Origin of the sequence: Chryseobacterium indologenes, assembly GCF_018362995.1 — a bacterium.
In the GTDB taxonomy this organism is placed as follows: Bacteria; Bacteroidota; Bacteroidia; order Flavobacteriales; family Weeksellaceae; genus Chryseobacterium; species Chryseobacterium indologenes_G.
Map to the genome: position 1 here is coordinate 1,382,084 of NZ_CP074372.1, position 15,993 is coordinate 1,398,076.

Annotated in this window: 14 protein-coding genes; 7 read left to right on the top strand and 7 right to left on the bottom strand. The window is 35.8% G+C overall.

The features are described 5' to 3' along the window. Window positions 1-57 precede the first annotated feature (57 nt). Window positions 58-1,863, bottom strand: coding sequence for a translational GTPase TypA (gene typA / locus DYR29_RS06270; protein ID WP_213279754.1), 1,806 nt, complete (start codon window positions 1,861-1,863; stop codon window positions 58-60). Between the two features lie 265 nt (window positions 1,864-2,128). After that, window positions 2,129-2,380: a DUF1294 domain-containing protein gene (locus DYR29_RS06275; protein ID WP_213279755.1), complete on the bottom strand. Its 252-nt coding sequence runs from the start codon at window positions 2,378-2,380 to the stop codon at window positions 2,129-2,131. Window positions 2,381-2,515: 135 nt separating this feature from the next. Here DYR29_RS06275 and DYR29_RS06280 point away from each other — a divergent pair, with 135 nt between their 5' ends. Further along, window positions 2,516-2,872: a hypothetical protein gene (locus DYR29_RS06280; RefSeq protein WP_213279756.1), complete on the top strand. Its 357-nt coding sequence runs from the start codon at window positions 2,516-2,518 to the stop codon at window positions 2,870-2,872. A gap of 87 nt (window positions 2,873-2,959) precedes the next feature. Here DYR29_RS06280 and DYR29_RS06285 read toward each other — a convergent pair whose 3' ends face one another. Then, on the bottom strand, window positions 2,960-3,637 hold the full coding sequence (locus DYR29_RS06285) for a YceI family protein (RefSeq protein ID WP_213279757.1): 678 nt from the start codon (window positions 3,635-3,637) through the stop codon (window positions 2,960-2,962). 270 nt (window positions 3,638-3,907) lie between these two features. On the opposite strand from DYR29_RS06285, the gene DYR29_RS06290 reads away from it, so the two are divergent. Together DYR29_RS06290 and DYR29_RS06295 are read left to right on the top strand one after the other, a co-directional pair. Beyond that, entirely contained in the window at window positions 3,908-6,031 is a 2,124-nt protein-coding gene (locus DYR29_RS06290) for a Tex family protein (RefSeq protein WP_213279758.1), read from the top strand. A 42-nt stretch (window positions 6,032-6,073) separates the two neighbouring features. Beyond that, entirely contained in the window at window positions 6,074-6,709 is a 636-nt protein-coding gene (locus DYR29_RS06295; protein ID WP_213279759.1) for an HAD family hydrolase, read from the top strand. Window positions 6,710-6,856: 147 nt separating this feature from the next. Here DYR29_RS06295 and DYR29_RS06300 read toward each other — a convergent pair whose 3' ends face one another. Continuing rightward, a complete protein-coding gene (locus tag DYR29_RS06300) occupies window positions 6,857-8,443 on the bottom strand; it encodes a right-handed parallel beta-helix repeat-containing protein (RefSeq protein ID WP_213279760.1) in 1,587 nt (528 codons plus the stop codon). 127 nt (window positions 8,444-8,570) lie between these two features. Between DYR29_RS06300 and DYR29_RS06305 the strand changes: the two genes are divergently transcribed. After that, window positions 8,571-9,167, top strand: coding sequence for an RDD family protein (locus DYR29_RS06305; RefSeq protein ID WP_213279761.1), 597 nt, complete (start codon window positions 8,571-8,573; stop codon window positions 9,165-9,167). Window positions 9,168-9,202: 35 nt separating this feature from the next. Here DYR29_RS06305 and DYR29_RS06310 read toward each other — a convergent pair whose 3' ends face one another. The 3 genes from DYR29_RS06310 to DYR29_RS06320 all read right to left on the bottom strand — a co-directional run bounded on the left by DYR29_RS06310 (window position 9,203) and on the right by DYR29_RS06320 (window position 12,986). Further along, a complete protein-coding gene (locus DYR29_RS06310) occupies window positions 9,203-10,774 on the bottom strand; it encodes a M28 family peptidase (protein WP_213279762.1) in 1,572 nt (523 codons plus the stop codon). Between the two features lie 324 nt (window positions 10,775-11,098). Next, on the bottom strand, window positions 11,099-11,275 hold the full coding sequence (locus tag DYR29_RS06315; RefSeq protein ID WP_047377485.1) for a histone H1: 177 nt from the start codon (window positions 11,273-11,275) through the stop codon (window positions 11,099-11,101). A gap of 295 nt (window positions 11,276-11,570) precedes the next feature. Further along, complete coding sequence (locus DYR29_RS06320; protein ID WP_213279763.1) at window positions 11,571-12,986, bottom strand: PLP-dependent aminotransferase family protein; 1,416 nt, start codon at window positions 12,984-12,986, stop codon at window positions 11,571-11,573. 114 nt (window positions 12,987-13,100) lie between these two features. Here DYR29_RS06320 and DYR29_RS06325 point away from each other — a divergent pair, with 114 nt between their 5' ends. From DYR29_RS06325 to DYR29_RS06335, 3 genes are all read left to right on the top strand, one after another. Then, complete coding sequence (locus DYR29_RS06325; RefSeq protein WP_213279764.1) at window positions 13,101-13,616, top strand: hypothetical protein; 516 nt, start codon at window positions 13,101-13,103, stop codon at window positions 13,614-13,616. Between the two features lie 113 nt (window positions 13,617-13,729). Further along, complete coding sequence (locus DYR29_RS06330; protein ID WP_213279765.1) at window positions 13,730-14,644, top strand: helix-turn-helix domain-containing protein; 915 nt, start codon at window positions 13,730-13,732, stop codon at window positions 14,642-14,644. A gap of 88 nt (window positions 14,645-14,732) precedes the next feature. After that, window positions 14,733-15,938 (top strand): MFS transporter, encoded by a 1,206-nt coding sequence (locus DYR29_RS06335; RefSeq protein ID WP_213279766.1) that lies wholly within the window; start codon window positions 14,733-14,735, stop codon window positions 15,936-15,938. The last annotated feature ends 55 nt before the right edge of the window (window positions 15,939-15,993 follow it).

A 15,993-nucleotide genomic window follows, 5' to 3' on the forward strand; every position in this document is an offset into this window, starting at 1 on the left:
TGACATAGAAAAAAAGCCCCGAAAATCGAGGCTTTATTATATTTTAAGAATTTCGGATTATGCTTTCGCTCCTCTTTCTACTCTTTTTCTTTCTTCTTCTGAAAGGATTTTCTTTCTCATTCTGATGAAGTTTGGAGTTACCTCAATAGCTTCATCTCCCTGGATATATTCCATACATTCTTCAAGAGAGAATAAGATTTTCGGAGCAACACCAGTATCTTTATCTTTTCCAGAAGCTCTCATGTTGTTCAACTGTTTTGCTTCTACGATGTTTACTACCAAATCTCCCGGCTTGTTTTGCTCACCGATGATCATTCCTGTGTAGATTTCCTCACCCGGATCAACGAAGAACTTACCTCTATCCTGTAATTTAGCAATAGAATATTCTGTAGCCGGACCTGTAGTTTTGCTGATCAGAACACCATTGTTTCTTCCAGGAATATTTCCTTTGAAAGGCTTATATTCTGTAAAACGGTGTGCCATAATAGCTTCCCCTGCAGTAGCTGTCAGCATCTGAGAACGTAGTCCGATCAAACCTCTTGAAGGAATTTCAAACTCCATGTGCTGCATTTCACCTTTAGTTTCCATGATGTGAAGGTCACCTTTTCTCTGAGTCGCCAAATCGATTACTCTTGAAGCAAATTCTTCAGGAACGTCAACAACTAAAGATTCATAAGGCTCACATTTTTCACCATCAATTTCTTTGAAGATAACCTGTGGCTGACCAATTGTCATTTCATATCCTTCTCTTCTCATTGTTTCGATCAAAACTGATAAGTGAAGAATACCTCTACCGAAAACAAGGAATGTGTTAGCATCGTCTGTCTGCTGAACTCTTAATGCCAAGTTCTTTTCTAATTCTTTTGTTAATCTTTCTTTCAGGTGATTAGAAGTAACATATTTACCATCTTTACCGAAGAAAGGCGAATTGTTGATAGAGAACGTCATGTTCAGCGTAGGCTCGTCAATAGCAGTTCTTTCCAATGGTTCAGGGTTTTCCAGATCAACGAATGAATCACCAATCTGGAAAGCATCAAAACCTACTACAGCACAGATATCCCCTGCTTTTACTTCAGTTACTTTTTTCTTTCCTAATCCTTCGAAAACGTAAAGTTCTTTTACTTTTCCTTTTACAATTTTACCTTCTGCCTGAGCAAGGCCAATCCACTGAGATTCTTTGATCTCACCTCTTGTCACTTTTCCGATTGCAATTCTTCCTAAGAAAGAAGAGAAGTCAAGAGAAGTAATCTGCATTTGAAGATTTCCTTCTGTTACTTTCGGTTCAGGAACATATTGTAAAATACCATCTAATAGTGGTAAAATGTCTTCAGTCTGCTCTAATGAAGTGTTGAACCAACCTTGTTTTGAAGATCCGTAGAATGTAGGGAAATCCAATTGCTCTTCTGTAGCTTCAAGGTTGAAGAACAAGTCAAATACCTTATCATGAACTTCGTCAGGACGGCAGTTTGGCTTATCAACTTTATTGATCACCACTAATGGTCTCAATCCTAATTCCAATGCTTTCTGTAGTACGAATCTTGTTTGTGGCATTGGTCCTTCGAACGCATCTACCAACAAAATAACTCCATCAGCCATTTTCAATACTCTTTCTACTTCTCCACCAAAATCGGCGTGACCAGGAGTATCAATTACGTTAATTTTTGTGTCTTTATAAGTAACAGAAATATTCTTGGATAAGATAGTGATCCCTCTTTCTCTTTCAAGATCGTTGTTATCCATAATTAACTCCCCACTCTCCTGATTTTCTCTGAAAATGTTGGTAGCGTGAATGATCTTGTCAACCAAAGTCGTCTTTCCGTGGTCAACGTGTGCGATAATCGCAATATTTCTAATGTTTTGCATAAAAGATTTTTACGGGTGCAAAAGTAGTGATTTTTAATGAAAAAATATTTACTTATGCAAATATTTAATATTATGTTTAAAATACTTATTTACAAGACAATAAAAAAAGAGTGTTAAAAAACTCTGTTTAAATTATCTATATGCGTACCATTTCCACACATGAATCTATTACAAGTGGTTCTTATCAAATTCAGATTCCTCCTAATGATTATTTATTTGTCATTAGCAAATTTAACATAAAAAAAACAAATCAACTTTCTTTATATCAATATCTTATCAATCGGTAAAAAAGTACCAGATCAATTAAAACCACAATAAAAAATTTCACAAGAAATGATTTTTTGGAAACTTTATGATTGAAGATAATCATTCCGGAAGCAGCTCCTACAACGCCTATAAGAGAAATTCCTAAAAGCGTATTTTCTGAAATTCTCCATTGCTGTTTTCTGGCTTGCCATTTATCAAAACCAAAGACACCAAATGTAATCAGATTAGCGATCAATAGAAAAGGAATCATTTTAAAATTAATTTAAAGCAAAAATAAAGTTTAATTTATATATAAGAAGAAACGGAAATTTAAATTCAATACAAAACGAGATTTGTACTGCAGTCAGAATTATTTAATTTTGCCCTCTGTTAAAATAACAAATCAATGACAGTACATGATCTTGAAGGAAGCTATGCTATTGAAGGAAGTAATCAGGAAGAATCATCCCAGGCTTCTTATCATGGTATATTAACCTTATCTATTGATGAAAATAACCGTATTATTGCTCAGTGGGTTATTGGTGATCATCTGCAACATGGTACAGGGTTTTATAAAGACCATATTTTAGTGATCAACTTCAACTATGAGGGTGAAGATCATAAAATCTATAAAGGAGTTGCAGTATACCGTTGTCTAAGTAAGGATATACTGGATGGTTTCTGGTCTGAAAAACATGGTAATCCGTTGTATCTCGGAAGTGAATATTGTGTAAGGATTCAGAATTTAAGGATTTTGAATTGATTTTGTCACCAGGTCAAATAAAGTTTATAAAAATAAAAAGGGCTGCCTTTATCAAGACAGCCCAGTAGTTATTACAATTTCAATAACTTATTTTTTAGCTTTTACATCGATAGCAATCTCGATATCTTTGCTGATCATCCATTCTGCCGGATCTGCTTCTGAAGTCCCGAATTTAAGTCCCCAATCTGCTCTGTTTACTGTAAATTTAGCCTGAATAGCAGCTGAATTATCTGCTACATCTACTTTAGCAGGGAAAGTAACATTCATTGTTTTTCCTGATAATGTAAGGTTTCCGCTTACTGTTTTATTAGCTCCTGCTACAGCATCTTTTGGTGCTTCTTTCAGATCTGTAACGCTTGTAATTTTAAAATCTGAAGTTGGGTTTTTCGCTGTATCAAAGAAGTCAGCGCTTTTCAAGTGAGTTTCAAGTTCTGCAGGTTTTTTATCTTTTTCTGTAACTGAAGCCGGATCTACTTTGATAGAGTTCATATCAATAACAAAGTTTCCTGCTGAAACCTGACCAGCATCAACACTAAGGTCTCCAGACTTTATAGTAAGTGTTCCCCAACGTGGAGCCATACCTCCTTTGTGGGTAGCTTTCCAGTTTACTACTGAACCTACTGTATCTACTGCCAGTGTTTCACCTTTGCTCTCTGCTACGGCTTGTTCCTGAGTGGTAGCTGCAGTATCTGCCGTTTTTCCTTTATCACATGATGCTAAAAGCAATCCTACTCCTACTAATGCAATTACGCTAATTTTTTTCATATTGAACTGTTTAAAAAGTTTGTTGAAATTTTGTTGTTTTCGGGTACAAAAATAGAAAAACCTATTCGGAGGTACCTTATCATACATCAAGAAATACAATATTTATATTATTTTTAGTTGACACCTCTGTTCTATATTGTGAATCATAACTGATCGGGTAATTCTGATTCTTTACTGTTTCATTACATTTTGTAGTAATCAGGCTTTTTTATAGTTGTATTTCTATTTTTTCATCCCAAAACCCTATTTTAGCTATCCGAAAACAGAACAATGACGACCATAGAATTTATACAGAAGCAGCTCAATATTTCTGAGAAGAGCATCAACAATACTTTACAATTATTAGCAGAAGACTGCACCATTCCTTTTATTTCCCGTTACCGAAAAGATAAAACCGGAAATCTAGATGAAATACAGATTGAACAGATCTCAAAGATCAGCAAACAGTTCGAAGATATTGTCAAGAGAAAAGAATCTATCTTAAAATCTATAGAAGAACAAAACGCTCTAAGTCCTGAGCTTCAACAGAGAATTGAAGAAAGCTTTGATATTCAGGAGCTGGAAGATCTATATCTGCCTTTCAAAAAACGTAAAAAAACAAAAGCTGATACCGCCAAGGAAAAAGGATTGGAACCTTTAGCAAGGATCATTATGAGTCAGAAAAATAATGACATCCTGTTTCTGGCTTCAAAGTATCTGAACGATGACGTTTCATCTGAAGAGGAAGCATTACAGGGTGCAAGAGACATCATGGCAGAATGGATCAATGAAAATATGTATGTCCGCAAGAATCTCCGCAGACTGTTTCAGCGTAAGGCAGTTATTACCTCCAAGGTTGTAAAAGCTAAAAAAGATGAGGAAGATGCCCAAAAATTCTCCCAATATTTTGAATGGGAAGAAAGCCTTAGCAGAACTCCTTCTCACAGGCTTTTGGCTATGTTACGAGCAGAAGCGGAAGGCTTTGTAAAAACAAATGTAGGAATAGATAAGGAAGAAGCCATTGATTTTATTGAAAAAGCCATTATCAAATCTAATAATGAAAGCTCAGACCAAATTGCGCTGGCCATAAAAGACAGTTATAAAAGGCTTCTTGAACCTGCCATCTCCAATGAAGCGCTACAGGAAGCCAAAGAAAAAGCAGACAAAAAAGCGATTGAAATATTCTCTGAAAATTTAAGCCAGCTTTTGCTTGCTCCTCCTTTGGGAGAGAAAAGAATCCTAGCAATAGATCCGGGATACAGAAGCGGGTGCAAAGTGGTATGTCTGGATGAAAAAGGAGACTTATTACACAATGAAACTCTTTACCCTCATGCTCCGCAGAATGAAAGCGGAATGGCTATGAAAAAGATCCGTTCTATGGTAAATGCTTATAATATTGAAGCCATCTCTATTGGGAACGGAACAGCAAGCCGTGAAACAGAATTTTTCATCAAAAAGATTGCTTTCGATAAGCCGCTGCAGGTTTTTGTAGTTTCGGAAGCCGGAGCTTCAGTGTATTCTGCCAGTAAAATTGCGAGAGAAGAGTTCCCAACGTATGATGTAACGGTGCGTGGAGCAGTTTCTATCGGAAGAAGACTCTCTGATCCGTTAGCAGAATTGGTAAAGATTGATGCCAAATCTATTGGAGTTGGCCAATACCAACACGATGTAGATCAGACCCAACTGAAAAATGAACTGGATTCTACGGTGATGAAATGCGTAAATTCTGTGGGAATTAATTTAAATACAGCCAGTAAATCGCTTCTAAGCTATGTTTCCGGAATCGGCGAAAAAATGGCGGAAAACATTGTGAATTACCGTGCTGAAAACGGAGCATTTGAAGATAGAAAACAGCTTAAAAAAGTGCCAAGACTTGGAGAAAAAGCATTCCAACAGGCAGCCGCATTTGTAAGAATTGCGAATGGTAAAAACCCACTGGATAATTCCGCTGTACATCCGGAAGCTTATGGAATTGTAGAAAAAATAGCCAAAGATTTAGGCATTAAAACCAATGAGTTGATCGCCAATAAAGAGAAAATAGCTCTGGTAAAACCGGAAAGTTATATCACAGATGAGATCGGGATCTTAGGAATCAAAGATATTTTAAAAGAGCTGGAAAAACCGGGACTGGATCCGAGAAAGGCTGCCAAAGTATTTGAATTTGATCCTACCGTTAAAAGCATTAAAGACTTAAAAGCAGGCATGATTCTTCCGGGAATTGTCAATAATATTACTGCGTTTGGATGTTTTGTGGATCTTGGAATCAAAGAAAGCGGATTGGTTCATATTTCTCAGCTGAAAGATGGGTTTGTATCAGATGTAAATGAAGTGGTAAAGCTTCACCAGCATGTTCGTGTAAAGGTAACGGAAGTAGATGAAGCACGAAAAAGAGTACAGCTGAGTATGATTTTGTAATTTTTTAATTATAGATTAAATATAAACCATAAAATATTTATTTTGAACACAAAGAATTTAATTTTCGATCTTGACGGAACATTATGGGATTCCAGAGCGACCATCATTAAAATATGGAATGAAGTACTGGGCAGACATCAGTTAATCCAAAGAGAACTTAAGCCTGAAGATATGAATCAATATATGGGATTATTGGCTCATGATATTATAAAAGATATTATTCCGGGGATTTCAGACCTGCAGGCTCAGGAACTTCTTTCTGAAATTGTAGCCGAAGAAAATAAAATACTGCACATACAGGGTGGAATTTTATATGAGGGTGTAGAAGAAACTTTAAAGAATCTTGCCAACACCCACTCTCTTTTCATTGTAAGCAATTGCCAGGACGGTTATATAGAATCATTTTTAGACTATTATCAGTTCAATGATCTGTTTGTTGATTTTGAATCTCATGGACGAACTCAAAAACCAAAATCTGAAAATATACAGCTCCTCATGGAAAGAAATCAGCTATCCATCGAAGATTCTGTTTATATTGGTGACACTCAAACTGATTATAATTCAGCAGGTTCTACGGGATTACCGTTTATTTTCTGTAAATACGGATTTGGAAAATTGAATAATGCAGAGCATAAACCTTCGGTTTCAAAATTTCATGAACTTAAAAAGTTTATTTAGATAAAGGGATAATTATCATGGATGATGTTTTTAGCAACGTGAAAGTTAGACGCTGGAAAAATAATATTTGACTAAAAATAGAAATCCGTCTCACAATACATTTTGTGAGACGAATTCTTTTTCGTCTAAAATAATTAGATTTTAAAATTATGATTCCTGTACAGGAACTGTCAATAAATTTTTGTAATTATTATTAAGAAGTCTCAATTTTACAGTAGTGTTTAAAAATCTGTATGGAGTAATGGCCTTTAATACTGTATTCCCTACAATTTCATATGTTTCCTGAAAAGTCTGCTGTTCAGGATTTTTTTCTGAAACATCTATGAATTCTACAAAAATACCATATTTCATATCGATTCCGTTTCCTATCAACTTATTGTTTCTTAACGAGATCTCTTTGTTTTTCGTCCCACGTAGAGTAATCCCCGTTAATAAATCCTCCAAACCAGAATTTCTCATTCCTGGATTTTCAACAGTATTAAAGTTGGCAGACAACAGATAATTATACGCTTCAATTATAATTCCGTTTTCCTGTGTTGTTTTAATGTTATTATGATATACTTCCACTCCTTTCGTATGCGATATATAGATTCCGGCAAAGGCTATGTCATTCACCACATTATTGGAAATAACACCCAGGTCTACAAATCTTATATTAATTCCGTGCTGACCTGCATTTCTGACCACATTTCCAGAAACAACTACATTTTTTGCATAAAGCAAAGGAATCCCCGGGCTTGTATTATTGATCAAAATACCATCTCCGCCTGCGCCTGTATTTTCAACAATATTATTAGAGATCACAACATTATTGCTTACATAGTTTGCATGATCACTGTTTTGAAGTTTAATACCTATTTTAAGGGTATTCCGTACTCTGTTTCCGATTACTGTAAGATTTGAAATCCCTGAATCAAGATACATTCCATGCTCCAGAATAGTATTTGCAATATCATTATCTGAAATACTAATGAAATTAGAATTTTCAGTGATATAAATTCCCTGTGATGAATTTTCAAAATAATTTTTAAAAATGGTAATATTTTTACCCCCTACAACAATACCCATATTATCCTTTCTATAACCGGATTCCTGCGTTGCCCAGCTGTAGTCAAATGAATTTTTAACCTTATTGAATCTGAAAATCAGGTGTTCCATTTCACCTAATCCTGAAACTGGAGAGTAAGTAAAATTTTTAAACACATTTTTCTCAATAATAAGATTTTTTGCACCATAACAAAGAATTCCTACATTTCTGGAACTGGCATTCACAACATAATCAATCCCTTCTCCCTCAAAAGTAAATCCTGTAATAGAAATATTTTCCTTTTGTTCACAGTTAAAAATTTCTGCTTTGGCTGCATTTTGTTTTATAGTACATTTATTGGACAGAACTTTTTGATTATTCTGAAGGTAAAGCGTTCCATTAATTTCAATTGACACTTCATCAAAAAAAGTATTATATCCCAAGGCAAGAGCTTTGTTAATACGTTCCGTAACCATTGATGCTGTGATGCCTGCTTCTTTAATATTCCACCACAATACATTGATATATCCTAACCATTGTCTTTCATAAAAATCATTATCCTTTTTTCTGTAAATAACTCCATCTTCAACAGCAGCACCAATTTTTTTATAAACAACAGCCTCGTGAGTATAATTGTCTATCAACTGCACAACATCTTCGTTAGGATAGCTATTACTGGATGTGAAAAAAGCATTTGCGTAAATCATAATTTTTTGTTTTTTGGTTTAAATTAAATAGTAAAATATTCTTTCATTAACTTTACTGTACAAATATAACCGACCACTGCGACAGAACTTGACGTGTTTTATCAAGCTTCTATTTTATTTTTGAATGATGGAAAAAACTAAAACTACAAGAACACAATTGAAAATATCAACACTTAAAATAAAGAAGATAATTCACAGACCTACCCGATCCTTTGATGAATGGGGAAACAGAATCTATAAAGAATTTGAATATGAGCTCCCTTATAATCCTACTCATAAAGGAAATGAAACAGAACGTCTTTTTGCCAAGGTGATTGATATGATTCCGTTTTTCATGGTATTCATCTTCATATTCCATTTACCTGCTATTCTTGGTATTATATTTTCTATTCCCTGTGTGATTATTTCCGGAACCTTTTGTGAGTGGTATTTCGGAACTACCTTAGGTAAGAAAATTTTTAAGCTTAAAATCCTCGATGACAATGGAAATCAACCAAGTTTTATCAAATCATTGCAAAGAAATATTTTAGTTCTGACTAACTTCTGTCCAATTTTTACAGAGTATACCTCAAAAACAGTTGCAATGGGAACACAAACTGGTACAAAGATGAATTTCAGTATGCATCTAAATAATAAGATCTGCAAAACTTATATCGTGAAAGAAAGTAAATTAATAGAAATCAAAGAACTATTAGCACAGGAAAATAAAAAGGCTGTCCATTGAGACAGCCTTTTTACTCTTTATATAATAGAAAACTTTTACTTATAATCCTTAGAACTTCTTCTAGGCTCTTTTACTTCCGGCCATTTTACCGTTTCCCCTTTCTCATCCTGAGGCATTGCTCTCTTTTCTCTGTTCGTGAATTCCGGGTCTTCAGAAGCCATATAAGCTAATGCTGCCGTTAAGATCACATTGTTTTTCACCTCATCAAAAACAATTTTGTCATAGGTATCTTTTGTCGTGTGCCATGTATATCCAAAATACCCCCAGTTCAGAGAACCTAAAGAAAATCCTGGTACTCCGGCTGCCACAAATGAAGCATGATCAGAACCGCCACCGCCAGGCATTCCAGGGAAATCAGTTTTAATGTGGCTTTTTACAGCTTTTGGAACACCGTCAAGCCATTTTCCGATATAATCATAAGCTTTTACAAACCCCTGACCACTGATATTCACAACACGGCCAGTTCCGTTATCCTGATTAAAAGCAGCCTGCACTCCTTTTATAATCTCAGGATTATCCATCACAAAACCTCTGGAACCGTTTAATCCCTGCTCTTCACTTCCCCAAAGTCCTATAACGATAGTTCTTTTGTTATTAGGATAATATTTTTTCAGGATTCGCATGGTTTCCAGCATTGTGATTGTCCCCGTTCCGTTATCCGTAGCGCCCTGAGCTCCGTCCCATGAATCAAGGTGAGCTGAAAGAATCACATATTCATCCGGTTTTTCCTTTCCTTTGATCATGCCAATAGTATTGAAACTTTTGGCTTCAGGAAGTATTTTAGACTGGGCATCAATTCTTATTTTAGGAAGCGTTCCTTTTTCTGCCATTCTGTAAAGCATTCCATAATCTTCCACATCAATATCAATCATGGGAATTTTGGTTGTTTTTGCTCCGAAAATTCTGTTAGCTCCCATAATTCCGGTCCAGTTGGAAATGGCAATTCCAGCCGCTCCTGCTTTTTCCAGAGCCTCTGGAAGACTGTTGTTATCATATCCGATATTCTTCACATAAGCAGTGAAATCTTTAGCAGCCTGCTCTTTTTCTGCTTTAAGCTTCTCATACAGCTCAGGAGTAGCAAATTCTTTGATCTGCTCATCAGAACGTCCGATTTTCTGGTACTGTGCCATCAGCACTATTTTCCCTTTTGCAGAAGGAAGCCATTGATCAAACTCTGCTTTGGAAGATACTTTTGGAAGAATTACTACTTCTGCCTCAATTGCTTTTTTAGTAGCAGGACTCCATGCAAGCTGTGTAGCTGCCAGAGATTTTACACGCGGAAACGTCATATCCACATGAGTAGTCCCTCTCTGCCATCCTTTCCAGGTTCCAAACTGCTGAAGATTGGCATCTACTCCCCATGAACGAAGTTTACCTGCGCTCCATTCATTAGCGGCAAGCATTTCGGGAGTTCCTACAAGACGCGGTCCGATACCGTCCAACAGCTCATATGCTAGGTTTTCCAGTTGGGAATTATTATTTACTTCATCTACAAAACTTTTTACGATAGGGTTGAGCTTTTCTTTTGGGTCAACCTTCACCTGAGCCCAGGAAAACTGAGCAGCCAGCACTACTGCAGGCACTGCAAAAAATCTATTTATCCTCATAATATATATTGATTGGTTTAAAGATAAAGGAAATTGAGGAGATGGTGAAAAATTAAGCCTAGAAAAGAGGGTTTACAGTAATATTATCAATATTTCCACATGAAAATAATAACAAAAATCCGCTAATAACTATAATTTATAAAAAAGTATCAATATGAAAGTTTAGATTACCATAATGATGTAGTATAAAGAAAATAACACTTGATTATATTGAATTACCCTAAAACAAGCCAAAACGGAAGGTTTTCGCCCTATTTCAGATCCTAAAATATATGAATTAAGGGAGATAAAAAAAGCCGGCTTCAAAAGCCGGCTAAAAGTAAATTATTTTTTAGCTTCTTCTACAGAAACTTTTCTGAAGTCTTTGAACAATTTGCTTAGTTCTAAAGCTGCTTTACGAGCTCTTGTACCAGCAGCCTTGTTTCCTTTTTCTGCTTGTTGGTTTGCCTCAGTTGTGAACGCTTCAAATTCTGCGTTGATTTTTTCAATTAGTTCTTTCATTTATTTAAAAATTTAGGCTGCAAATATAGGTTTTATGGTGATTCCAGCCTAATTGTGTTGAAAAAAAATAGTGGATTTAATTATTTTTTTTGAGTCTTTCCACAATTCAATTTCATTTTTAAAATAAAATCGAAATATTACCGGAAATCAGCCATCTGTTTGAATCTGAAATGCTTTATACATCAAGATATCAATAACCCCTTAAGAATCAACACGAATTGAAAAAAAACGAAGGCTTTATTTGAAACTCATCTGATCTCAACCTTTCCATAATAACTTCATTGTTATTAATAATTTAAAACATTAATTCCTGAGCTTTATTTCCTGCTTTCTGTAACAAAATAATGCTTTCAGAAGTAATCCGCTCTGCAAAAACAATCCGGAAATGAAATTGATATTTATCTGTAAAAGAAAAGGTGTCTCCGGGAGTAAATAAAACCTTCCGCTTTTCACAATACTCATAGAATCTTTTCATATCAACATTCTCCGGAAGCTGTCCCCAAATACTATATCCACCCTGAGGCCTGTGAAAATAAGAACCTTCGGGAAAAGAATTTCTTAAAGCATCCAATACCTGAACAGCCTGCTGGTTGAGCTTTTTCCGAAATGAATGCAAATGTCTTTCATAGCTGTTTCCCTGCAACAGTTTTAAAACCAATTCCTGATAAACAGGAGAAACCGACCGGCCTAAAGAAAACCTTACTCTTTCGGATTTTGCATAAAAATTACCTGCATAAAGCCAGCCTAAACGGATTCCCGGCGCCAATGTTTTTGAAAATGATGAATAGGTCATGACCAATCCTTTGGTATCAAAACTTTTTATACATCGGGGCCTTTGTTCATTGAAATAGAGATCGGAATACATATCATTTTCAATGATATACACCTGATGTTGTTCTGCAATACTCAACAATACTGCTTTAACCTCATCACTCATGAGTACACCTGTAGGATTATGAAAATTCGGAGTTACAACCAAGGCTCGAATATCGTTTTCAGCGCAGACTGTTCTGAAATATCCCGTATCAAAACCACTTCTGTAATGAACAGGAATTTCGATTACTTTAAGATCGAGATTAGTGATAACCTCCAATACAGAGAATACACAAGGGCTTTCAACAGCGATCACATCTCCGGCTTTTGTAACCGATTTCAAAGCGATCGTGAGTGCTTGTAATGCACCGTCAGTAATGATTATTTCATCAGGGTTTAAAGTACAGCCGTAAGTTCCCATTTGTTTTGCAATCTGTTTCCTTAATGTCTCCAGACCATTTAACGGGTAATACCTGAGCAATGCTGCTCCTTTTTCACGAATCACTTCCTGCATCGTTTTGAGGATGAGTTTCTGCGGAATCAGCAAATCTCCGGGCACAGCAGTATTGAAAGAACTGGATTCTGAGGTCCTTTTGGAAGTCAGCATCATATTCTTCATAAATTTGGCATCTCTTACTACGACAGGCAGTTTTGTTCTGATTTCCGGAATATTCTCTTCCTGAATTTCTGCAACAAAATATCCAGATCTCGGATGGCTCTTAATCAAACCTTTAATCATAAGATATTCAAATCCGCTTTGTACAGAACTTGTACTGAGTTTGTATTTTTCTTTAATTTCACGAACGGACGGAAGTCTGTCTTTTTCCTGCAAAACTCCACTGCGGATCTGTTTCTCTATTACTGCTGTAAAAATTTCGTATTTATAAGATTTTGCCATAATACACTGTACCGAACAAATTTATAAAATTATCTTTCTGTACCGATTATATTTTAGCAAACTGTATCCTTTTTAAATTGATTAATCTTATAATTTTGAATAAAAAAAGATCCCATGGATATCATTTCAAAATTTACAGTAGGTTCTGAAGAGGGAATTTCTGATCTTATAGCCATTATTGATTCGTCCGTTTACGCCTTACACAAAGAGTTTGTTACAGAAGATGAGATTAAAAAATATATTCATAATGAAATAGATCCGAGAAAAATGATCAATGACCTTAATGATCTCTCCAACCAACTGATCATGACGTATGCAGGTCAGAAACCTGTCGGATACAGTATTATCAAAAGCGGTTCTCTTCATCCTGGCATACCGGAGGGGAAAAGAGCAACAGAAATCAGTTTTGTAATTCTCTCAGAGTTTGATTTTCCTGAAACAAGGCAGTCACTTTGGAAAAAGTGCAGATCAGCAGTGAGCTTCACGGATATTGTATGGACAAATATGCTGGATCATGATCCTCTTTCGGAGTTTTTAAAAGAATCTGGTTTTGTATCTGCTATCAGTTCAAAAGCCGGCCCATTCCTGCTTCCGTCACATATTTTAGAATTGGAGATTAATAAAGGTTAGTAAACCAAAGAAATATTATTGAGAGGAGCTATCATTCCCATTTTTTTATTTCACTTAAAATTATTTTGAGTGAGCAGTGGTTTTATTATCTTTGATTTTTATAATTTTTACTTATGAGCGATCAACTGGAAACTATAGAGGATTATTACAAACGCATCCGTAAGAACCAAATCAAAATGTTTGATTCTGAGGATTTTGAAATGGGTAAATCTCATTTCAATATTTCGATGCGAAAATACTGCAGTTTTAAGAGTCCTTACAACCGCCGTGATTATTATAAAATCAGTTTTATCATTGGAAAAGGGACCATTCATTATGGCACCCATCAGCTGTATATTGACCGGCCGGCATTATTCTTTCCTTCTCCAAGCATTCCCTACTCATGGGAGTGCGAAAGTGATTTACAGGAAGGATATTTCTGTCTATTCAACCAGGAATTTTTTAACGGAAATTCAGAATTTAATCTGTTTAAAAAGACTTCAATGTTCAAAGAATGGAGCAAGCCTGTCGTTTTCCTGACAGAGGAGCAGACTCAGCTGGCTACTCTTTATTTTGATCAGATTTACAGAATGAATAATTCTGGCTATCCCTTCCGTTGCAGCAGTATCAAAAGTAATCTTGCATCCGTCATGCATCTGGCAATGGAAAACCGTGTGGAAGACATCAATCCTAATGAACTTCCTGCAAATGTGCGTTTATACAGATTATTTGATGAACTGCTCAACAAACAGTTTCCCCTGGACTCCCCGGCCTATCCGCTTGCATTAAAAACTCCTTCGGATTTTGCCGAACACCTTAATGTACATGTGAATCATTTGAATTCTTCAGTAAAATCTGTCACCCATCTCACAACAACACAAATCATTAAAGAAAAAATGTTTGAAGAGTCTAAAAATCTTCTGAAGTATACCAATTGGGACATTGCTCAGATCGGTTATACGTTAGGTTTTGATCAGCCTGCTCATTTCAATAATTTCTTTAAAAAACATGCCCGGACTTCACCATTAAAATTTAAGAATTTAGCTTAATATTTGATTTTTGTAATTTTTACTTTGTCTTTTAAAATTCACTTTTCTATTTCTTGACTTATTTTTGCATTGTAAAAAATGAATGAACATGTTGAGAGAAGCATCTGAAAAAAGAATCAGATTAATTACCATTATGGCTTTCGTGTCTATCCCGCTTTCGGGGTTTGTCACGGATATATATTTACCGTCGTTCCCTTCCATGGCCAAAGAAATGATGGTTTCAGAAAAAGATATCCAGATCACTCTGACCTCATATCTTCTTAGCTACGGAATTTCGCAGTTATTTGTGGGAGGAATTCTGGACAGTATCGGCCGCTACCGTCCCAAACTGATCGCATTGTTTATGTTGATCCTGACCAGTATTTTAATTACAATGACCAACAGTATTTTGCTGATCTGTCTGCTTCGTATTCTTCAGGGAGCCGCTGTTTCAGTACTTGTAGTGGCTACGCGGGCTATTTTTGTAGATATTTATGATTCTGAGAAAGTGAAGCACTATTTGAGTTACTTCACAATTGTATGGTCGTGTGGGCCTATCCTGGCACCTTTTCTGGGTGGTTATCTTGAGAAAATCTTTAACTGGCATGCTAATTTTTATTTCCTAGCTCTATACGCCGGATTCCTTTTCCTGTTTGAATGGTTCTTTAGTGGCGAGAGTCTTCCTCAGAAAAAGAAACTTGACCTGTCAGAAAACATCAGCCTATACAAAATGATGCTTAAGAACAGGATTTTCATGCTGGGAATTTTCATATTAGGACTGAGCTACTCTATCGTTATGCTATTCAATATTACCGGGCCGTTTATTATTGAAAACACATTCCATTTCACTCCGGTTATTATTGGATACTGTACATTGATCCTTGGTTTTTCCTGGATGATCGGCGGTTTCATTGGGAAACGCAGGCTGACTCTTGATTTCAAGCCAAGAATTCTACAGCCTATCCTTTTACAGCTGATTCTGATTGCAGGATTGATTATCACCAGCTATTTCGCAGAAAGCCTTTTCATTATGATTCCTTTTGCTTTTTTGATTCATATCTGTTCCGGAATTTTATTTACCTCATTCTTTACGACAAGTATGCTTTACTTTCCTAAAAATGCAGGAACTGCCGGAGGACTGATGGGAGGATTGGTCTATGTAATCACTTCTGTGACAAGCTTTATCATTTCGGTAAGCGGAAATGTAAGTGAGCAAAAAGATCTGTCCTGGCGTTATCTGATCATTGCCTGTCTGCTTTTAGGGATTATCCTTATTATGCATCAGGCCGTAAAAAAAGAAAAAGCAGAGAACTAGTCTCTGCTTTTTTATTATTTTATACTTTAAAGATATTTTTTCAGAAAAATCCAGC